This window comes from Vitiosangium sp. GDMCC 1.1324 (assembly GCF_003044305.1).
Lineage (GTDB): Bacteria > Myxococcota > Myxococcia > Myxococcales > Myxococcaceae > Archangium.
Window position 1 is genome coordinate 219,723 of sequence record NZ_PZOX01000003.1, and the last position, 19,494, is coordinate 239,216.

The 19,494-nt window shown below is 68.9% G+C and carries 20 protein-coding genes; 10 read left to right on the top strand and 10 right to left on the bottom strand.

Annotated elements, in window-relative coordinates; all coding sequences use genetic code 11:
* Positions 1-9: 9 nt before the first annotated feature.
* Both DAT35_RS09425 and DAT35_RS09430 read right to left on the bottom strand, forming a co-directional pair.
* Complete coding sequence (locus DAT35_RS09425; RefSeq protein ID WP_108066607.1) at positions 10-693, bottom strand: hypothetical protein; 684 nt, start codon at positions 691-693, stop codon at positions 10-12.
* Between the two features lie 39 nt (positions 694-732).
* Positions 733-1,434, bottom strand: a complete 702-nt coding sequence (locus DAT35_RS09430; RefSeq protein ID WP_146209650.1) for a hypothetical protein — start codon at positions 1,432-1,434, stop codon at positions 733-735.
* 277 nt (positions 1,435-1,711) lie between these two features.
* Here DAT35_RS09430 and DAT35_RS09435 point away from each other — a divergent pair, with 277 nt between their 5' ends.
* Both DAT35_RS09435 and DAT35_RS09440 read left to right on the top strand, forming a co-directional pair.
* Positions 1,712-3,310, top strand: a complete 1,599-nt coding sequence (locus DAT35_RS09435) for a class I SAM-dependent DNA methyltransferase (protein WP_108066609.1) — start codon at positions 1,712-1,714, stop codon at positions 3,308-3,310.
* Positions 3,311-3,398: 88 nt separating this feature from the next.
* On the top strand, positions 3,399-4,001 hold the full coding sequence (locus DAT35_RS09440; protein WP_199242852.1) for a superoxide dismutase family protein: 603 nt from the start codon (positions 3,399-3,401) through the stop codon (positions 3,999-4,001).
* 60 nt (positions 4,002-4,061) lie between these two features.
* Here DAT35_RS09440 and DAT35_RS09445 read toward each other — a convergent pair whose 3' ends face one another.
* A complete protein-coding gene (locus DAT35_RS09445; RefSeq protein ID WP_108066611.1) occupies positions 4,062-4,877 on the bottom strand; it encodes an alpha/beta fold hydrolase in 816 nt (271 codons plus the stop codon).
* 124 nt (positions 4,878-5,001) lie between these two features.
* On the opposite strand from DAT35_RS09445, the gene DAT35_RS09450 reads away from it, so the two are divergent.
* From DAT35_RS09450 to DAT35_RS09460, 3 genes are all read left to right on the top strand, one after another.
* Positions 5,002-5,634, top strand: coding sequence for a TetR/AcrR family transcriptional regulator (locus DAT35_RS09450; RefSeq protein WP_108066612.1), 633 nt, complete (start codon positions 5,002-5,004; stop codon positions 5,632-5,634).
* 87 nt (positions 5,635-5,721) lie between these two features.
* Positions 5,722-6,717, top strand: a complete 996-nt coding sequence (locus DAT35_RS09455) for a PHB depolymerase family esterase (protein ID WP_108066613.1) — start codon at positions 5,722-5,724, stop codon at positions 6,715-6,717.
* A gap of 85 nt (positions 6,718-6,802) precedes the next feature.
* Entirely contained in the window at positions 6,803-7,555 is a 753-nt protein-coding gene (locus DAT35_RS09460; RefSeq protein ID WP_158501628.1) for a pirin family protein, read from the top strand.
* Positions 7,556-7,609: 54 nt separating this feature from the next.
* Here DAT35_RS09460 and DAT35_RS09465 read toward each other — a convergent pair whose 3' ends face one another.
* The 4 genes from DAT35_RS09465 to DAT35_RS62085 all read right to left on the bottom strand — a co-directional run bounded on the left by DAT35_RS09465 (position 7,610) and on the right by DAT35_RS62085 (position 13,149).
* On the bottom strand, positions 7,610-7,975 hold the full coding sequence (locus tag DAT35_RS09465; protein ID WP_108066615.1) for a Rieske (2Fe-2S) protein: 366 nt from the start codon (positions 7,973-7,975) through the stop codon (positions 7,610-7,612).
* Positions 7,976-7,978: 3 nt separating this feature from the next.
* Positions 7,979-9,052, bottom strand: coding sequence for a 4-hydroxyphenylpyruvate dioxygenase (hppD, locus tag DAT35_RS09470; RefSeq protein WP_108066616.1), 1,074 nt, complete (start codon positions 9,050-9,052; stop codon positions 7,979-7,981).
* A gap of 185 nt (positions 9,053-9,237) precedes the next feature.
* Positions 9,238-9,693 (bottom strand): MarR family winged helix-turn-helix transcriptional regulator, encoded by a 456-nt coding sequence (locus tag DAT35_RS09475; RefSeq protein ID WP_108066617.1) that lies wholly within the window; start codon positions 9,691-9,693, stop codon positions 9,238-9,240.
* A 54-nt stretch (positions 9,694-9,747) separates the two neighbouring features.
* Positions 9,748-13,149: a methyl-accepting chemotaxis protein gene (locus DAT35_RS62085; protein ID WP_108066618.1), complete on the bottom strand. Its 3,402-nt coding sequence runs from the start codon at positions 13,147-13,149 to the stop codon at positions 9,748-9,750.
* Between the two features lie 219 nt (positions 13,150-13,368).
* Here DAT35_RS62085 and DAT35_RS09485 point away from each other — a divergent pair, with 219 nt between their 5' ends.
* From DAT35_RS09485 to DAT35_RS09500, 4 genes are all read left to right on the top strand, one after another.
* Positions 13,369-13,917 (top strand): N-acetyltransferase, encoded by a 549-nt coding sequence (locus tag DAT35_RS09485; protein ID WP_108066619.1) that lies wholly within the window; start codon positions 13,369-13,371, stop codon positions 13,915-13,917.
* Between the two features lie 223 nt (positions 13,918-14,140).
* A complete protein-coding gene (locus tag DAT35_RS09490; protein ID WP_108066620.1) occupies positions 14,141-15,007 on the top strand; it encodes a hypothetical protein in 867 nt (288 codons plus the stop codon).
* 23 nt (positions 15,008-15,030) lie between these two features.
* Positions 15,031-15,504 (top strand): DUF4157 domain-containing protein, encoded by a 474-nt coding sequence (locus DAT35_RS09495; protein WP_108066621.1) that lies wholly within the window; start codon positions 15,031-15,033, stop codon positions 15,502-15,504.
* 131 nt (positions 15,505-15,635) lie between these two features.
* Positions 15,636-16,628 carry a hypothetical protein gene (locus DAT35_RS09500; RefSeq protein WP_108066622.1) on the top strand — a complete coding sequence of 331 codons (993 nt, stop codon included), beginning with the start codon at positions 15,636-15,638 and terminating at the stop codon, positions 16,626-16,628.
* A gap of 67 nt (positions 16,629-16,695) precedes the next feature.
* Here DAT35_RS09500 and DAT35_RS09505 read toward each other — a convergent pair whose 3' ends face one another.
* The 3 genes from DAT35_RS09505 to DAT35_RS09515 are packed head-to-tail and all read right to left on the bottom strand — an operon-like array spanning position 16,696 to position 18,632.
* The gene (locus DAT35_RS09505; RefSeq protein ID WP_108066623.1) at positions 16,696-17,082 is read right to left on the bottom strand and encodes a hypothetical protein; all 387 of its coding nucleotides are present in this window, start codon (positions 17,080-17,082) and stop codon (positions 16,696-16,698) included.
* Positions 17,079-17,420 carry a hypothetical protein gene (locus DAT35_RS09510; protein ID WP_108066624.1) on the bottom strand — a complete coding sequence of 114 codons (342 nt, stop codon included), beginning with the start codon at positions 17,418-17,420 and terminating at the stop codon, positions 17,079-17,081. The genes DAT35_RS09505 and DAT35_RS09510 overlap by 4 nt, the downstream gene beginning before the upstream one ends.
* Positions 17,421-17,462: 42 nt before the next feature.
* A complete protein-coding gene (locus tag DAT35_RS09515) occupies positions 17,463-18,632 on the bottom strand; it encodes a patatin-like phospholipase family protein (RefSeq protein WP_158501629.1) in 1,170 nt (389 codons plus the stop codon).
* Between the two features lie 128 nt (positions 18,633-18,760).
* On the opposite strand from DAT35_RS09515, the gene phbB reads away from it, so the two are divergent.
* Positions 18,761-19,486 carry an acetoacetyl-CoA reductase gene (gene phbB, locus DAT35_RS09520; RefSeq protein WP_108067205.1) on the top strand — a complete coding sequence of 242 codons (726 nt, stop codon included), beginning with the start codon at positions 18,761-18,763 and terminating at the stop codon, positions 19,484-19,486.
* The last annotated feature ends 8 nt before the right edge of the window (positions 19,487-19,494 follow it).

Sequence of the window (19,494 nt, forward strand, 5' to 3'; positions counted from 1 at the left end):
CCCGCGGGCTCACAGGCCCGCAGCGAGCCCCTTGCGGAACGTCTGAGCGGGCGGCACGGGAGCCGTCGGGTCCACCGAGACCCGGCCCGTGTCGCCCTCGAGCGAGGCCGCCGTGTTGCGGCCCTTGGAGAACATCACCCGGGCGATGCGCTTGAGGTTGTCCCGCCCGTTGGGCTCCCGCGCGATGAGGCGCAGCGCGTGCGCCACCGCGTTCATCGCGTCCTCCAGCGTGCGCCGCCCGGGCTCCGTGTCCAGCTCCACCCAGTCCACCTCGAAGCTCAGCGGCTTGCCGCCCAGCTTCTGCTCGCTCGGCCAGAACTGCTCGGTGAGGCCATGGGCCAGCCGATCCGCGTGCCGCAACAGGTCCTCCCGGTTGAGCGCGGGCCGCACGAGGAAGGGCACCTGGGTGAGCACCGCCGGGGACTCGACCGTCACCGCGATGACCGAGGTGAACTCCACGTACGTCACCGCCTCGCTGCGCGACAGCAGCCCCTCCTTGGCGGACGCCAGGAGGATGGCCTCGCGCGGCAGGTAGTCCAGCAGCACGCCCGACAGCCTCACCCCCTGAGCCAGGTGCAGGGTGAGATTGAAGGTCGGGACGTCCTCCCCCGCCCGCCCGCGCGCCACCTGGGCGGCGAGCGCATCCAGCATCTTCTCCACACGACGTGCGACGAGCCTCTGCACCCCTTCCATTCCGCTGCGCCTCCTGTGTGTCGAGAGTCCGGAGCCGGTTCAGCTCCCGCCACGGCGGCGGGCCTCGGCATCCATCACGCGCTTCTCCACCTTCACCCGGGCGAAGTTGGAGAACAATCCGTCCGGCTGCAGCCCCGACAGCGCGCGCATCTGCTGCCGGAGATCCTCCAGCGTCTTCTCCGCCCGGGCCCGCCGCTCGGTCAGCTCGGCATTCGAGGCGAAGCGGATGGACAGCAGCGTGTCCACGTCGACTCGGCCGTCCATCTCACGCTCCTGGAGCTCGAGCGAGACGACGGGCGGCGCCGAAGCGCCCAACGCCCGGTCCACCACCGCGCGCAACTCCCGCGCCGTCGTGTGCAGGGTGGTGGCGTCCGGGGCGGCCTCCAGCCGCTCCATCCCCGAGGCCAGGTCCGACACCAGAGGCGTCATCGCCTTGCGGCCTGGGGGTGACAGCAATTGCGTGACATAGGCATCCAGCCCGTCCCCACCGGCCTTCTCCACCGCCTGGCGCAGCAGGGGGAGCCAGTCCGCCTTGAGCTGCCCGCGCGTGGCCCCCACCGGCGCCTTGGACTGCGCGGCCTTCTGGAGCGCCTCGTCCAGCCCCTTCAACACGGCCTCGGCCGACAGCACTCCCCGAGGCGCGGCGGAGCGATCATGCCAGCGGCTCTGGCGGACCTCGGGAGCCACTCCGGTGAAAGCCGGGCTGCCCGGACTGGTGCTCTCTCCACTGAGGGACGGCATCGGGGGGCTCGCGCGAGGGCCCACGAAGGTCGGACGCCCCGGGTTGGTGGGGGCATCCTCGAAGTCGTCCGCACCCCGGCCTCGAGAGGGGGGGCGTGGGAGCGGGAGCTGGAGCTTCCGCGGCTCGACCACCGTGGGCTCGTCATCAGCCCCCAGCGGCACACCCCGGGCGGGAACCTTCGGTTTCGATGGAGGCGGTGGCATGGAGAACCCTGAAGCCCATGTTGCTACGGCACGGCCCGGCAAGGAAAGCCGCCCGGAGTAGGATGGAGCGCGGATGCCACGTGCTCCCACCGCACCGCCCGCCCTCGACGAGGAGGCCCTCGTCCACCAGTTCCCCGGCCTCGACCGGCGCGCGATGGGTGCCTTCTACACCCCCGCGCCGCTGGTGGAGCGCACGCTGGCGCTCGCCCTCGCGCATGCCGGAGAGGGGCCACTCGCCGTGGTGGACCCGGCCTGTGGCGCCGGTGCCTTCCTCGCCGCCGCGACCCGCGCCCGGCCCGCCTCTCACCTCGCCGGCCTGGAGCTCTCCCCCGAGGTGGCCCGCGCCTGCCAGGTCCGTCTGCCTGGCGCCGACATCCGCGTGGGGGATGCCCTGCGCGGCGGCCTCGAGCCCCTGCTCACGCGCCTTCCCCCGTCCCACCGCGAGCTGTGGATCGGCAACCCGCCCTACAACGGCACCTCCTCGCTCCTGAAGGACCGCGACGCCTACGCCCGCCTCCGCGCGCTGCTGCCGCTCACGCTTCCTCCCGGCACCAGCCTGCGCGACGACTTCGCCTTTTTCCTCCTGCTCGCCGCGCACCGGCTGTCCTCCCGCCCGGGCGTGCTCGCCTTCATCACCCCCACCAGTCTTCTCGACGCCTTCCTCTACGCGCCCCTGCGAGAGGCACTGCTGCGCATGCTGTCGCTCCGGGAAGTCGTGGACCTCGGGCCGGGCGCCTTCGCCGGCACCCAGGTGCGGACCTGCATCACGGTGTGGACGTCGCCTCCGGACTCGCGCGTCCGCCCCGTGTTCTCCCGAGACCTCCCCCCCGCGCCCCCAGGAGAGGCGAATCCAACGCCGTTCACCCCCGAGGCTCCCGAGTGGCGTCTCGCCCCGACACCTCCCGAGGCCGCGGAGCTGGATGCACGCTGGCGCTCCGAAGGAGAGCCCCTCACCACGCTCGTGCCGGTGAGCCTGCCGGGGGTAAAGACGCGCTTCGACGAACTGCTCGTGGACGTGGATCCCCAACGGCTCCTCGCCCGCCTCGAGGACTTCGCGCGTACCCCCGTGGAGGCGCTCGCGAAGTTCGCCCGCGCACATGGCATCCCCGCGTCCCTGCTCCCCAAGCTCCGCGCCTTGAAGGAGGGTCCGTCCTTCACGGTGGAGCCCGCCTGCGTGCGCCCCTTCTTCCGCTACGCCGGAGCGCGTCACCGAGGCACCCTCCCCCCCGAGTCCCGCGCCTTCTGCTACCTGGACCGGCGCCTCATCCCCCGCGGCGACCACCGCCTGCGCGGCCCGTGGGATCCCCATCGTGGCGCGGTGAAGCTCCTCTTCAACGTGCGCGAGCTGCCCCTCTCCGCCGCGCTCCTGGAGGAAGAGGGCTGCGTGCACGACCACCGGCACGCCCGCTTCGCGCCCCTGCTCGTCCCCCAGCGCGTGCGCGACGAGGGGCTCGACCTCACCCGCGTCACACGCTCCGCGGCCGCGCTGGGCCCGCTCGTGCCCAACCTCTCCCCGAGGGGACTCGCCTGGGCGGAGGGACTCGGCGGCCCGCCCGCCGCCTACCGGGCCATCGTGCACTTCCTCAATGGCCCCGAAGTCCAGCACCAATGGGCCCCTGTGTACGGCGCTTCACGCGTAGTGCACGTCCCCCTGGCTGCTCTCCAGCCTTGAGGAATGTGCTCGGCGCATTAGTGTCCACCTTCACTCTCGCTCCGGAAGTCCGGACCCGGGAATTCCCGCAGAGAAGGAGACACGCTTCATGAAGACTCGCGCGCTGCTGACTGCTGCCGTCCTCTGCCTCGCCGGCCCTGCCCTCGCCCAGGGCAAGGCTCCCACCACCAAGGAGAAGGCTCCCCCGAAGAAGGAGGAGACCGCGCCCAAGAAGGAGGAGAAGCCCGCCGAGGCGCCCCAGGCCGCGGCCGGCGCCACCGCCACCGCCGACGTGAAGGACCAGAAGGGCCAGTCCCTGGGCCAGGTGACGCTCACCGAGACGCCTCACGGTGTCCTGGTGAAGGGTTCGCTCGCCAACCTTCCGCCGGGCGAGCACGCCATCCACATCCACGAGACGGGCAAGTGCGAGGCCCCCTTCAAGACCGCCGGTGGCCACCTCAACCCCAGCAAGAAGAAGCACGGCATCCTCGCGCCCGAGGGCAAGCACGAGGGCGACATGCCCAACCTCCACGTCGAGGCGGACGGCAAGGTGCAGTTCGACTTCTTCGCGCAGGACCTCACCCTGGCGGATGTGCTGGACGCGGACGGCTCGGCCGTGGTCGTTCACGCCACCGCGGACGACTACAAGAGCGACCCCGCTGGCAACGCCGGTGATCGCATCGCCTGTGGCGTCGTGCAGGCCCCGAAGTAGACACCTGGCGCTGTGAGCCGGCCGGGCCCGAGGTGCAACGCCTCGGCCCGGCCGGGAAGCTCACCCCACGCTTCGCGCGCCGAGCTCCTGCCCCTCGACCTCGAGAAAGAACCCCTTCACCGCTTCGACGATCTGCTCGGGCGCATCGAGCGGCGCCGCGTGGCGGGAGTCCTTCAGCACCCGAAGCCGGGCGTCCGCGAGCCTGTCGACATACGCCTGCTTCGCGGACAGGGGCGTGTAGTCCTGGTCGGAGGCGAGGACCAGGACCGGGCAGGAGATGTCCTTCAAACGCTCCAGGACGGTCCAACCGACGAGCCCCCGGGTCGCGCGCAGGTAGGCATCGGGCTCGTTGGCGCCGATCGACTCCACGACCCTCCGCCGGAGCTCCGCCTGCTCCGGCTTGGGAAAGAGCTTCGGCGCGAGCATCCGGGCGAGGACCCTCGGCCCGAGCGTCTTCAACATCAACAGCCGCGTCGCGAACATGAGCCGCATGCTCATCGTCCTCGGAACCATGTCGGGTCCACTGTTGACGACGGTCAGGCTGCGCACCAACTCCGGCCGCTCCACCGCGAGCTGGAAGCCAATCATGCCGCCCATCGAGAGCCCGACGACATGCACGCGGGTGAGGCCCAGGCGCTCGCAGAGGGTGGAGATATCCCGGGCGAAGAGCGGCACTCCGTAGGGCCCCGCTGGCTTGTCGCTGCGGCCGTGGCCTCGGACGTCGGGAACGATGACGCGATGGCCAGCCGCGAGCCGGGGCGCGACGAGCTCCCAATCCTGCCCCGAGGAACCCAGCCCATGGAGGAGCAGGACAGGCGCACCCGCACCGGACTCCTCGAAGTGAAGGGATGAGCCATCAAGGTGGACTCTGGGCATGACGGGGCCTCGCGCTCCGGCGGATGCCTGAACGATCGATCATTCATTCGAACGATTGAACAGGACTATTAGAATGTGCTAGAAAGCCTACCTGAACGATCGATCGTTCAGCAAGGCCGGTATCATGCGCTCCCTCCCGCGGTCCCGTCTACAGGCACAGAAAGCGACCCTGCCGGGAACGGTACCCGAGGGCACGCGGCGGAGAATCCTGGAGGCGGCCCTGCGGCTCTTCGCGAGCCAGGGGTTCCACGGCACGTCGATCCGGGACGTGGCGAAGGAGCTGGGGCTCCAGCCGAGCGCGCTCTACACGCACTTCCCCACCAAGGAGCACATTCTCGCCGAGCTGGTCCAGGTCGGCCACGAGACGCTCCACGAGGCGCTCCGCAAGGCGCTGCTGGACGCGGGCACGGAGCCGGCAGCGCAGGTGCGAGCGCTCATCCGGGCCCACACCGTCCTGCACGCGACCCATCCCCAGTTGGCGGTCGTGGTGAATGAGGAGCTCCACGCACTGCCGCCCGAGCTCGCCGCACCGGCGATGGCGCTGCGCCACCAATCCTCCGCGCTCCTGCTCGAGGTGATCGAGCGGGGCGTGGCCATGGGGCGGTTCTCCCCTCCCCACGTCGTGGCGACGGCGGCGGCGATCTCCGCGATGGGCGTGCGCATCCCATACTGGTACGAGCCCGCGGACACACTCGATGCCGAGAGCCTCGCCGAGATTCACACCGAGCTGGCGCTCCGCATGCTGGAAGGACGCTGAGCGCGCGGTACCTGCTCGCCCTCCCGGATGCGCCGCCCGGTGCACCGATGAAGTGCTCACACTGAAGCAGGTAGCAAGGAGATGACCATGAAGCGGAGTCCTGGCGCCTTCGGGCGCACTGGTGCGTTGCTGCTCGTCCTTTTCGCGCTGCTGTCTGGAGCCCCTGCCCATGCTGGCTCATGGGTGTATGGCAGCTACACGAATCTCTGGGGCACGCGAGGCTTCCAGCTCTGGGTTCCGACCGGATATCAGGCGGGCGAGTCACTTCCGCTGGTAGTAGCGCTGCATGGCTGTTTCCAAAATCCGGATCAATTCGCCGGCCTCACGCGCCTGAACCAGAAAGCGGACGCGGAGAAGTTCCTGGTCCTCTACCCGAACCAGGCGACGCTCTTCAATGGCACACAGTGTTGGAACTTCATGATCGCCGCCAACCAGGAGCGCGGCATCGGGGAGCCCTCCATCGTCGTGGGAATGGTGGACTGGGTAAAGAGCCGCTACGCGGTGGACTCCCATCGCGTCTATGTGGGGGGAGTCTCCGCCGGCGCGGTCATGAGCAGCATCCTGCTCGCCTGCTATTCGGATGTGTTCGCCGCCGGCATGGTGGGAGCGGGAGCGATGTACAAGGCCGCGACCACCGCCTCCGGCAGCGCCTTCGCCATGGTCTTTGGCAGCATCTACAACCCCGATGACCGCGGACGCGATGCCTGGGCGTGCTCGGGCAAGCCGCGCTGGCAGGTGCCGGTGCTCGTCCTCCACGGCACCGAGGATGACGTCGTCAACCCGATCAACGGCGAGCAGGTGGTGCAACAATTCCTGCAGACCAATGACTACGGCGACGACGGAACCAACAACAACAGTGTGCCGTACGCCTCCACCCGGGTCTGGTATGGCAGCGTCCCCGGCGGCCGCAGCTACACCGTCAAGGATTACGTCTACGGCGGGCGTCTGCTGGTCCAGAAGTACGAGATGCAGGGCATGGGTCACGCCTGGCCGGGAGGAGACCCCTCCTATCTGTTCGCCGACCCCTCGGGACCCGACGCCACCACCCTCATGTGGGACTTCTTCAAACAGCACACGCGCTGAGCGCGGGCCTCCAGCGGCAGGCACCCCTTGCGCGAGCGCCCGAACACGGCCACAACAGGGGCCCATGCCGCGAGGAGGACTGTGGATGACGACGTTGCTGCTGCTCACGGGTTGCCCGGATGAGCCGGCCCGGGTGGAGCCCCAGCCGGGGAAGACGCTCCCCACGCTGGACCTGGGGTGGATCTCCCTGCGAGACCACTTCGTCCAGACGGTGGGGCCATCCTCGGGCAGGGGTCAGCCACTCTCGGATCTCCTGGTGCTGGCGGACGCCACCCTCGCGCCTCGCTCCAGCTTCCCCCTCCATCCCCACCAGGAGATGGAGATCCTCACCTGGGTCTCCTCCGGCACGCTGCTCCATCGCGACAGCCAGGGCCGGGAAGAGGAGGTGCCCGCAGGTGGGCTCCAGTTGATGTCCGCACGTGACGGGCTCCGGCACGCGGAGGGGAATCGCCGCGATGAGCCGGTCCGGCTTCTGCAGATCTGGCTCTCCCCTTCCCAGCATGGCGGCCCGCCGCTATTCGAGGTGGCTCGGCCACCCCCTGGGGCCACGGGATTCACCCTGCTCGCTGGACCCACCGAAGCCCCCCTCCTCCTGCGGCAGGATGCCCGGCTGTGGGTGGCCCGGCTCAAGGCCTCCGAACGCGCGACACTCTCCCTGCCCAAGGAGCGAGTGGGCTACGGGGTGGTGGTGGGCGGAAGCGCGCGATGGAATGGAGTCCACATGGAGGACGGCGATGGCCTGCGCCTGTCCCCCGGACCCCACTCCGTGGTCGCCGACGGGAGCGTGGATGTCCTCTTCTTCGACCTCCGCCCTTCCTCGTCCACGGCTCACAGGTGAGCATCGGTTCCCATCGCTAAAGGGCGCCGCGGCTTCACCCGCGAAGCCCGGCGCTCAGGCGGTCTTCACCACACCGCGCTCGACCTTGACCGGCCACGGCGTGAGCCGCTGACCCGAGCATGGGCCACCGACACACGCCCCGTCGTCGATCCGGAAGAGCGCCCCGTGCCACGAGCAGGAGATCATCCCGCCATCGGGCGTCAGATACGCATCGAGCCGCTGCGCGAGCGGCAGCCCCTGGTGCGGACAACGATCCACGTAGCCACGGACGAGCTCGCCGGTGCGCACGAGAAAGCCGTGGAAGTACGCGTCGTCAATCTGCAGGACGACGTTGCGCGCGCCGGGATCTCCCAAAGCGTCGAGCGGGCAGAGCTCGACGTCGGCGGGAGTCGTGAAGACGCGCGCTCGCCCTCCGGTCATCGGCTACGCCTTGGTGTTGACGCGGATGACGCCGCGCCGGATCTGATCCAGCTCGATGGACTCGAACAGCGCCTGGAAGTTGCCGTTGCCGAACCCCTCGTTGCCCTTGCGCTGGATGATCTCGAAGAAGATCGGCCCGAAGAGGTTCTCGGTGAAGATCTGCAGCAGCATGCCCTCCTGGGTGCTGCCGTCGATGAGGATCCGGTTCGCGCGCATCCGCGTGAGATCCTCGCCGTGTCCCGGCACGCGCTTGTCGACGAGCTCGTAGTAGGTGTCGATGGTGTCCTGGAAGATGACCCCACGCGCCCGCAGCTTCTCCACCGTGCCGTAGATGTCGTCGGTGGTCAGCGCCAGGTGCTGGATGCCCTCGCCGTTGTACTGGCGGATGAACTCCTCGATCTGCGAGGACTCGTCCTGGCTCTCGTTGAGCGGGATGCGGATCGCCCGGTCGGGGGCGATCATCGCCTGCGAGAAGAGCCCCGTCGCCTGGCCCTTGATGTCGAAGTACTTCTGCTCGGTGAACCCGAACACCTTGCCATAGAAGCTCGACCAGGTGCGCATCTGGCCACGGCGCACGTTGTGCGTGAGGTGATCCAGGATGTCGAGCCCGACGCTGTTCTTCGCCTCCGCCTCGATGGCGCCGGGGATCGGACGCCAGCCGTCATAGATCGAGCCCTGCTCGCCGTAGCGATCGACGAGATAGAGCAGGCTGCCTCCGATGCCCTGGAGCACATAGCTCTCGGGACCGAGCGCCCCCACCGACGGCTCGGCCGCCCGCGCACCCCGGGCGAGCGCCATCTCGAAGGCATTCTTCGCGTTGGCGACGCGGAACGCCATGCCGTTGGCCGAGGGACCATGGGCGGCGCGGAACTCGGCGGCCTGCCCAGTCGGCTCACGGTTCACGAGCAGGTTGATGCCGCCCTGCTTGTAACGAACGATGTCCTTCGTCGGATGCTTCGACCAGGCCGTGAAGCCCAGGCGCTCGATGAGGTCGATCATCTTGCCGGGTTCCGGTGAGGTGAACTCGACGAACTCGAAACCATCCAGACCGAGAGGATTCTCCGCCACGACGCTCATGTCCTAGGACCTCCGTGTGCGGCCAGATAGTAACATCTGAAACTATAGGCGCAAGCCAGTTGGTAACATCTGAAACCAAGTGAACGAGACACGGGTGTGAACGTGTCAGGCCCCTCACGGGGAAGGCTGACTAACAGAAGGAATAAGTCACACCACCACTTCGGGTGGAGGACAAACGCGGCGCGTCAGCGGCGGGCGAGCACGCGCGTGGCGGCCTCTTCCAGACGGCGGAGCACGTCCTTGAGCTCGGAGATCTCCCGAGCGCTGAGCCCCTTGAGCACCTCCGCCTCGAGCTCGAGGGCCGCGGGCACGACGCGGGCATAGAGCTTCTGCCCGTCCGCCGTGAGCGAGAGCCGGAGGGAGCGGCCGTCCTCGGTGTTCGTCACGCGCCGCAGGAGCTTGCGCCGCTCGAGCACGTGCGCGGCGCGGCTCACCGTCACCTTGTCCATCTTCGTGCGGCCGACGATGTCCTGCTGCGTGAGCTCCCCGTCCTCGGCCAGCACGGTGATGACGCGCCACTCGTGCATCTTGAGGCCGAAGAGGTCCGCGTACGACTGGGCGATCACCTGGCTCACCGCGTTCGAGGCGAGCGAGAGCCGGTACGGCAGGAATTCGTCGAGCTTGAGATGGGATCGCGCCAAGTGGGGGCTCTCTGCGCACGCAGAGTACGAGAGGCGCCGCCGCCGCCGCAACCCTCAGGGCTCCTCCTGGGCCTGCATGCGGCCCACACTGGCGACGAGGCGGGTGGAGACCTCCAGCCCCTCCGTCAGCGCCCGCGTCGTCCGCGTCACCTCCTCCATGGTCAGCGAGACCCGCGCGATGTCCTCGTTCTGCTGGCGGATGGCGGCCGCGATCCGCCAGGCCGTGGCGCGATACTCCTCCACGAGCCTGGAGAGCTGGAGCAGCCCCTCCGCCGAGCGATGGGCCTGATCCAGGCCCGCCTGCAACTCCACGGCACTCTCACGGGCGGAACCCGACACCTCCCGCGCCGAGCGCGTGAAGCCTTCCAGCAGGCGCTCCGCCTCACGAGTCGCCCGGCCGGAGCGCTCCGCCAGTGTGCGCAGCTCCCGGGCGATGACCACGAAGACGCGGCCCCGCTCTCCGGCGCGGACCGCGGGGATGGCGGCGTTGAGCGCCACGATGTCGCACTCCCTCGAGAGCTCCCCCAACAGGGCGGTGATGGTGCCAATGGAGGTGGCGTGCTCCTCCAGCGTCCCGAGCTGCTCCGCCATGTTCGACACATGCGCCCGCAGCGCCGCCAGCCCGCTCAGCGCCTGGTCCAGGGCCGCTTCTCCCGCCTGACGGATTTCCCTGCCTCGCTCGGCCGTGGCCAGCATCCCCGCCGTCCGGCTCGCTGCCAGCGCGGAGTCCTGCTCCACTTCCTTCACCGTGGCCAACGCCTCGCCGAGCACCTCCGATTGCCGCGCGAGCCCCTGCGCCTGCTCCACCTGCGAGGCCCCCAATGCCTGGGTGGCGCGCTCGAGCTGTCCGTTGGTCTCCTGCGCTTCACGGCTCAGCGTCCACAACTCCTGGACGATGGCGGCCGTGGCCAGCGAGAGGCTTCCCAGCTCGTCGGTGGAGACCCACCCGGGCAGGCGCGGCTTACCGCCCGCGATGCTCGCCAACGAGGCTTCGATCTCCTGGGTGCCCCGCGCCACCTGACGCGCCAGCCAACGGGCGATGCGCAGCGACTGCAACAACAGCAGCGCCCCAGGAAGCACCAGCGCCTCCGCCAGGAGCCAGACACTCCCCTCGCCTCTTTCATGCCACACGGCGGCCGCTACCGCCGACAGCACGCAGATGATCGTCAACCCCATCAGATAGGGCAGGTACCAGCTCAGCGAGCGCCAGAAGGGCCAGCGCCAGGGTAGCTCCACCTCCGGATGGCGATGGAACAGCTCCACCGCCAGGGGCCGGACCCTGTCCTCCAGGCGCAGCATGGACGGCACGCAGGCGAAGGCCGCCAGCAGTGGCATCAGGACGGCACAGGCCAGCACGGACAGCGACCCCGCCTCGGTCGCATACCGCACCCGGCACACGCCCAGGGCCACCAGGCCGACCGCGGTGAGCGACAGGGTCTGGACGACGCCCTGGCGCCTCGGCAGCTCCAGGATGCGCCGCAGGCGCTGCACCGGAGGTGTTCCCGCGGGAGGCACCAGACTCCACTTCACCAGCCATGGACCCCACATCAAGGACAGCAGCACGCCGCACACGCCGCAGAGCGGAGCCACCACCTCCCGGGCCACCTCCCAGGCGACACCCGTCCCGAGTCCCAGGATCATCCAGGACAGGAGGGCACCCGGTATCAGCCAGAGCACCAGGGTGAGCTGCTGTTCCAACAACAGGGCCCCCAACAGGCGACGGCGCCCACCCCGGCCCTCCCGGCTCCGTGAGCCATCAGCCGGGCATCCCTCCCGCTCCGTCACCGTGACGAGCACCTGCCGCGCCAGTCGATCCACCCGGAGGGGGACCTGGGCGGAGCTCTCGAGCTGACGCAACGTCTCCGCCGAGACGTGCGAGAGGTTCGAGACGGCCCACGAGAGCCGGGCGATTCCCTCGTTCTGCCGGCCGAGCACCTGGGCGATCTGCCGGACCGCCCCAGCGCTCTCCTCCGCCGCGGCGGCCAGCTGCCGCAGTGCCTCGCCCGAGGCCTGGACCTGGTGGAGGCCCTGGGCCGCGCTCGCGGCCCCCTCCTGTGTGGACTGCACGGCCCGCTGGAGGGCGTCCAACATGTCCTGGAGGTGGCCCTGGACCTGTTGGGTGGAGCGCAACGAGTGCTCGGCGAGAGCACGCGCCTGGTCCGCCACCCGGGAGAACTCCTCGTCTCCGGCACCCACGGCCGCGACCTCCACGGAGGCGTTGAACGCGAGCATGCGGGATTGGCTGGCCAGGTCCCGCACCAACCCGGTGAGCTTCGAGAGCCGCCCGGCGGCCTCCCGGAGCGAGTGGATGCGGGCGGCCAGCACCTGCGCCTCGGAATGGAGCGAGGCGAGACTGTGGAGGCCCTGCTGGATGGCGTCACGTCCGGACTGGTGCATGGCCTCGGCGCGATCGGCCAACCCGAGCAGCGCCTCGACCGTGCGCGCCGACTCCTCGGAGTCCGCCTGGAGCTGGTGCGCCTGCTTCCGGGCCAGCTCGAGCGCGGTCACCTGACGAGCCAATGCCTCGCGCTGCTGCGCATGGGTCGTCCCCAGCTCCGCAGCGGAGTGCTCGAGCTGCCCGGCCGACCCACGCAGCCGCCGGGCCTGCTTGTCCAGACGCAGCAGGGCCCGGGTGGTCAGGGTGGTCAGCCGCCCCAGCTCGTCGGTGGAGAACCAGGCCGGGGCCTGGTAGGTGCCGGCCGTGGCCTGCTCGAGTGAGCGCTGAAGCAGCCGTGTGCCCCGGGCGATCTGCCGGGCAATCCGCCAGATGGACAGAATCCCGAGCCCTCCCAGCAAGGCGCACACCCCCAACAACGGAGCATTGTCGAGACTCCAATCCGGCAGCGCCGCGGAGAGGAGTGCGTAGGGCACCGCCAGGGCACACGCGAGGGTCAGGCCCAGGGTGTAGGGGAGTTGCCAGCTCAACCTGCGCCACAGCAGGGCGCGATGGGAGAGACGCACCTTGGGCGTGCGGTGGAACTCCTCCACGATTTGCGAATGGAGGGACTCCTCCACCCAGGGCAGGTGGACGAGCAGCAGGAAGGCGGACAGCAGCACCTGAACGGTGGCACAGGGCAACACCAGCCATGGACGCTCGAAGTAGAAGCCATAGGCGATGCACGCCAGCACCTGGGTGACGGTGAGCACCCCCAGATGCAGCAGGTGCAGACGTTGAGGCAGCTCGAGGAGCCGGGCGAGCCGTTGGCCCGGAGGCTCTCCTGGCGGCTGATCCAAGGCCTGACGCATGAGCCGACGCTGAAGTGGCAGCGCGAGCGCCATGCGGTAGATCCCAAACGCCATCAGGATGTGGACGCCAAACAGCAGCCAGCGCTGCTCGCCGGACAGCTCGAGCATCAGGCCAAGCAGGTAGGTGGTGGGGCCCACGCCCAACACGAGCGCAACCAGGTTGGCGGCCCGGCGACGCCGGATGAGCGACTCGACGTCTGCCTGTTCCATGTCTGCCTCACGTCCTCCCGCTTCCAGGACGTGCGATGCGGCTGCTCCGTGAAGCCCGCGCCCCCTCCAGCGAACCTCCTCCCGGGCTTCACGCCACTGACTTTCGGTACGTCTTCACGGCGTAGGTCCCCATCCCGGAGCGTTCCTGTCATTGATTGAGAGGATGACCCCATGAGCACGCCGCTGCTGAAGATGTTTGATAAGGACTAGGGGCAGGTCATGCGAGCAGGTCTGCCTCCCATGACGGCCGCGCAGTCCCTCCACCCGCCATCGGAGCCTGAGCGCCTGGGCCGCCCAGGCGGCGAGCCCGCTCCCTGGCTGCCCATGGACATCCTCTGCGAGACACCCGACTCGGAGGTCGTCGGCCAGGTGAGTGTGAGCCCGAGCGGTCCTGGGGCCATTCTCATCCAGAACCTGCGGGTGCAGGAGCCCCACCGTGGACAGGGCCTCGGGGTGTGGCTGGTGGCCGAGGCGCTGCGGCTCGGTGGGCGCCAGGGGCGCGGCCGGGCCTGGCTGGAGGCGGATGACAATGGCTCCGGCCGGCTGCTGCGCTGGTACCGGGCACTGGGCTTCCGCGACATCGGCCAGGGCGCGCACGGCCAGCCAGCGATGGAGACCTCCCTGGCGCGGGCACTGCCAGCCGTTCAGCGGCAGCTTCGGGCCCGAGTCACCGGGCTCCCCCCCTACACCCTCCGAGCCGTACCCGCGCCTGGATTCACAGCCAGGAGCCGTGCCGCGTCCATCGAGCGTGCGGAAGGCAGACGATGAACCAAGAACTCCTGCTGGCACTCGCGCTCATGTGGATCAACCGACACTCCAAGCAGCCTGGCAGTTCCCCGCGGGCCCCATCCACGCCTCGCACCGGTGGAGCCACTCCCGTGACTCCACTGCCCACGAAGGCCTCATCAGCACTCCCACCTCGCACCCGGAGCCCGAGCCTGCCGCCGATGACGGCCGCGCAGTCCCTGCTCCCCCGAAAGGAAGTACTCAAATGACAGCCCCTACCTCCGCTCGCAAGGAGCCCGCCGTGGTGCAGTACTCGATGCTGGATGGCTCCTTCGGCCATGTGTATGCCATTGGCCAGCTCCTGGTCACCTTCCCCAGCAGGGACGTGGAGAAGGAGTACCAGCAGCTCCTCACCCCCGAGGACATGAGTGCCCCTTCGGAGGCCCAGCGTCTCTACAACGTGCTGAGCCGGCCGGAGAACGTCTTCCTGGCACGGGAGATGGCCTGGATCTTCCAGATCCAGAACGTGGCCACCTACCTGCTCGAGCCGCGCTCGTCGGTGGAGCTGCAGGCGCTGATCGACGCCATCAAGCCGGACGACCCGACGCAGACGGAATATGACGTCATCATCGGCGCGCAGGAGCCGTTCGTGGGGGCCGGAGGCGAGGGCTCGCTGCCCCTGGTGCGGGTCAACCGGCTCTATCACTTCACCGCCAAGGCCTTCGTCGACAGCGTGCCCCTGCCGCAGAGCTTCTCCCAGCTCCCGAACGGGCCTTCCAAGGACCAGACGGTGGCCTCGTTCCGGGCACTCGTGCTCAACATCTTCCAGGACATGCTCCAGCTCGCGGACAACACGGGCGATGCGGACGAGCACCGCGCGCTCAACTACGTGAGCCTCAACTACCCGGACATCTACACGGTCAAGTGGTCCGCGACGAACCCGGGCGACTCGCTGGCCTTCCAGGGCGTGCAGGTGCGGCCGTCCCCGCTCGGCGGCGGGCGCCGCATCATGGAGGTGATCTTCACCTACACGAACACCGCGGGCGTGACGAGCCGCTACTACACCTCCGTGGACGTGACCGGGCAGTTCCCCTTCCTGGTGACGAAGCTCCAGCCCTACTTCGAGCGCTGAGCCGCCTCGGTCCGGAGGATGCCATGCCGTGGAAGATGAACGCATCGCGGACGCTCGGCCCGGCCACGCGCACGACTCCCCGCCGTCCCTCACAGCAGGGACTGCCCCTGCCCGACCCGCTCCGCCATGCCGCCGAGAGACTCTTCCAGACGGACCTCTCGCAGGTGCGCATCATCGTGAGCCCCCTGGCTCGCCGCCTGGGGGCCCGCGCCTTCACCTCCGGGTTGAAGATCTACGTGGACCCCAGTCAGTACACGCCGGGCACGGAGCAATGGTTGCAGTTGCTGGGCCACGAACTGACCCACGTGGTGCAGCAACGCGAGGGGCGGGTGCGCAACGCGCACGGCTACGGAGTCGCCGTCGTGCGCGACGAGGCCCTCGAGGCGGAGGCGGACGAGATGGGGCAGGTGCTGATGCAAGCGCTCCGCAAACCCGCACCAGAGGTGATGCAACGCATGGCGCGGGTGGTGCTCAGTCGACCCCCCAAATCCCAGTGAACCCACCACCCCGGCCGAGCAGCGCGCGGCCGCCTTCCTGAAGGAGCCAGAGAGCTTCATCAGTCCCTTCGTCCTGCTGGATGTGAGCGCCTTCGACCACCTGTAGCGCCACGCGCATTCCGTTCAAGAACATGTCCCTTTCACTTCACACGAAGCTCCTCATCGGGCTCCCACTCGCCGGTGTGGGAGCCGCGGCGTTCTGGCTGCACCACCACCGGTTGGGAGAGCTCGACCGGGCCCACCGCGAGTACGCGCGGCAACTCGAGGGCCGGCTCACCGAGAAGGAGCGCCAGCTCGAGGCGCTCAACACCCGGCTGGGTACGGCCCAGTCCCAACTGGAGCGCCAGAGCGACCTCGAGAACCAGTACAAGGCACAGCTCACGGAGAAGGACGCCGCCTTCGAGTCCTTCCGCAAGCAGCATGACCTGGTGGTGCGGAGCATGTCTGACTCCCTCAGCTCGCTCCACGAACAGGTCCATGGAGGCCGGGAACAGGTGCGGGTGGTGGAGACACCACCCACCCCTGGCGGCACCGCGCCCGCGCAACCAGTCATCTCCTACGAGTACGTGGACCCGAATGGGCGCTTCCACCTGTCGGATCCGAACATCTGGAAGGAAGGCGACGAGCTGCTGGAGATTCAGCAGCTCTTCCGGATGCGAGGCCAGGTCTTCCAGCAGAAGGACGGAGCCCTGCAGACCGAGCGCGTGCAACTCTTCGAGGTGGTGAAGAAGGAGGATGGGAGCTACCAGGAGCTGGCGGAGGCCTCGCTCGTGGACAGCCACTTCTCCTACAACACGCCGCCTCCACCCGCGCCGAGCGAGCAGCCTTGGGCGGTGAAGCCACTGCTGACGCTGGGCGCCTGGCTGCCCAGACAGCGGGATGAGAGTCTTCCGGTGAGGTTGGGCGCCGCCGCGCAGGTGCTGCGGCTGGGCCCGTTCGGGCTCGCCGCGGGCCTCTCGTATGAGATTGCACCCGAGCCGGCCCTCGGGCCGGATGTGCTGGTGACCTTCCGTCCCTCGCCCCGCCTCAACGTGTCGGTGGGAGCCGGGGTTCACCTGCCACTCTGGGGCCGCGACCAGCTTCAGTTCGCCCCCACCGTCAACGCCTGCTTCCACCTGTACTGAGCCTTTCCGAAAGTCAAACGCCTCCAGCCCCCGGAACGAGAAGCCCGGGTGCTGGAGGCGTGGCCTTTCAGTAGTTCGGCGGCCGGGACTGAGGCTGCTCCTCGTCCTCGATATCCCGCGCGAGCTCCCGCATCAGGCGGGCGTAGGCGGTGAGGACGTCGGCGTACTCACGCATCAGCCGCCGCCGGGCCAACCGCTCCTCCGGCTCGCCCAGTGGATCCGCCACCTCCAGCAGTCCGTGCAGGACCTCGTCCAGCCGTCCTTGTGGCGTCCGGGGACCCGCCCCCTCCATCACCTGGTGGAGGGAGCGGACCAGCCCGAGCTGGAAGCCCAGCACGGGCTGGAGGAGCGAGGACCAGCCGCTCGGGTCCAGCAGGGCGGTGAAGCCCTCACGCAGCTGCTGCTCGACACGCCGGGAGGATGCGCCCGGCGCACCTTCCTTGGGGGTGTTCACGCGTCCAGGCCCTTGCGGAAGGACTGCAGCGAGCGCCTCCAGAAGTCGAGCGCCTCGCGCTGCATCCGGATGAAGGCCTGATGCGAGTGCTCGTTCCGGTCGGCGGGAGGCGGCCCCTGGACCGGGCTCTCCTGTGGAGAACCGGGGATGGGACCCACCCCCTGCTTCCACTGGGCCGACCAGGTGGTGGCGGTGGGGGTGGGGGCACCGGCCAGGACCTGCTGCCACGCCAGCAGCAACACCTCCGGCACCTCCTGCATCGTGCTCATCAGCACTCCCACGTCGGGCTGGGACCACGGCTGCGCGCTCGGACGGGGATTCTCTCTCTCGTTGGGCATGTCTGTCTTTCCTTTGTCACGTCGGGGTGGAACCACACCGGCTCACAGGTGCAGGTGGCTGGTGATCTCCTGGGACTCGCTGTCGGCCGTGTGGACCAGCATGTCGCTCTCCTGGGCCTGCTCGCCCGAGCTGGAGAAGGACGCCGGAGCCATGTCGTTGCTCGGGGCGCGCTTCCAGGGAGCCAGCTCCAGCACGCGCTTCATGTCCCGGTAGCCGGCCTGGCGGCGCTCCTCGATGGACCAGCGCGAGAACTCCGCATCGCTGTCTCCCGTCTGGTCGGCACCCCGCTTGTAGACCAGGTGGACGATGTCCCTGCGCGGGGGCCGCGCGCCTCCAGAGAAGTGCGCTCCGCCCCGCTCCCGCTCCAGCCGCTGGCTCATGTTGTGCTCCCTGGCCATCTGCGCGATGTGGTGCGAGGTGCGGCTGGCGTACTGGATGCTCTTGGCGCGCCAGTTCACGTCGTCCATGGAGCGCGGCTCCGGGCCCGACTTGTCGAACAGGTCGATCATGAAGATGAGCGTGTGCCGATCGGGCGGATCCTCGAGGATGGCGTTGAGGGGCGTGTTGGAGACGCACCCACCATCCCAGTACAGCTCGCCGTTGATGCGGGTGGGCGGAAAGGCCGGCGGCAGCGAGCCGCTGGCCAGCACGTGCTCGGGGCCGATCTGATCACGAGCGTTGTCGAAGAAGACAAGCTCCCCGTCCCTCAGCCGGGCGGCGCCCAGGCTCAAGCGCGTGGCGTGCGAGTTGATGTACTCGAAGTCCACCAGCCGGCGCAGGGTGGAGCGCATGGGGTGGGTGGTGTAGAAGCTCAGCTCGTCCGCGGAGCCCGAGGTCGACAGCAGGGGCGACACCCACCGGGGGGCGAAGAAGTTCGGCTGGCCGAAGAGCAGGGACGTCGCATGGCTGGCCATGTTGGCCACCTTGCGCCACTGCACCGGCAGCGAGCTGCCCCAGTCTCCCGGCCAGGAGATCTCCCGCCAGAACTCCTTGAGCCGCTCCACCCGGCGCTCCGGCCTGTTGCCCGCCAGCACGGCCGCGGTGAAGGCTCCAATGGAAATGCCAGACACCCAGTGGGGGTGCAGGGACTTCTCCGCGAGCGCCTCGTACACGCCGAGGTGGTAGGCGCCCAACGAGCCTCCTCCCTGGAGGACGAGGATGATCCGCGGGTCGTCCCGATTCTCATACGACGGGGTGTGTTCTCTCTTCATGAATGAACTCCTGTGTGGGTGATACGGGCCTGCACGGCCAGGACGTCCCGCCGGACCGGCTTGTGAAGACCTCACGGAATCCATCGCTGCGACGTCCCCTCTGGGTCCCTTTTCGAGGAGGTATGACCATGACTGGAAGAGTCGCACTCGTTACCGGCGGAACCCGTGGCATCGGAGCGGCCATCGCCGCTGCGCTCCATGACAATGGCTATCAGGTCGCCGTCACCTACGTGTCCGATGAGAGAGCCGCGCTCGCGTTCTCGCTGCAGACCGGCATCCCCGCCCTTCAGCTCGATGGTGGCGACGCGGCTGCCTGCAAGGCGGGCATCCAGCGGCTGACCGAGAAGCTCGGGCCCATCGAGGTGCTCGTGAACAACGCCGGCATCACCCGCGACGCCATGCTGCACCGCATGCAGCCCGACCACTGGGCCGCGGTCATCCAGGCCAACCTCACCGCGTGCTTCAACCTGTGCCGGGAGGTGGTGCCGGGCATGCGCGAGCGCGAGTTCGGCCGCATCATCAACATCGGCTCCATCAATGGACAGACAGGGCAGCTCGGACAGACGGCCTACGCGGCGGCCAAGGCGGGCCTGCACGGCTTCACCATGGCGCTCGCCCGTGAGGGTGCGTCCAAGGGCATCACCGCCAACCTGGTGGCCCCTGGCTACATCGACACGGACATGGTCAGGACCGTCAATCCGGAGGTCCTCCAGCGGATCATCGCCCAGATTCCCGTGGGGCGGCTGGGCAGCCCCGAGGAAGTGGCGCGGACCGTGCTCTTCCTGGCCTCGGACGAGTCCGGCTTCATCACTGGCTCCACGCTCACCGTCAACGGTGGGCACCACATGGCTTGAAGAAGGGA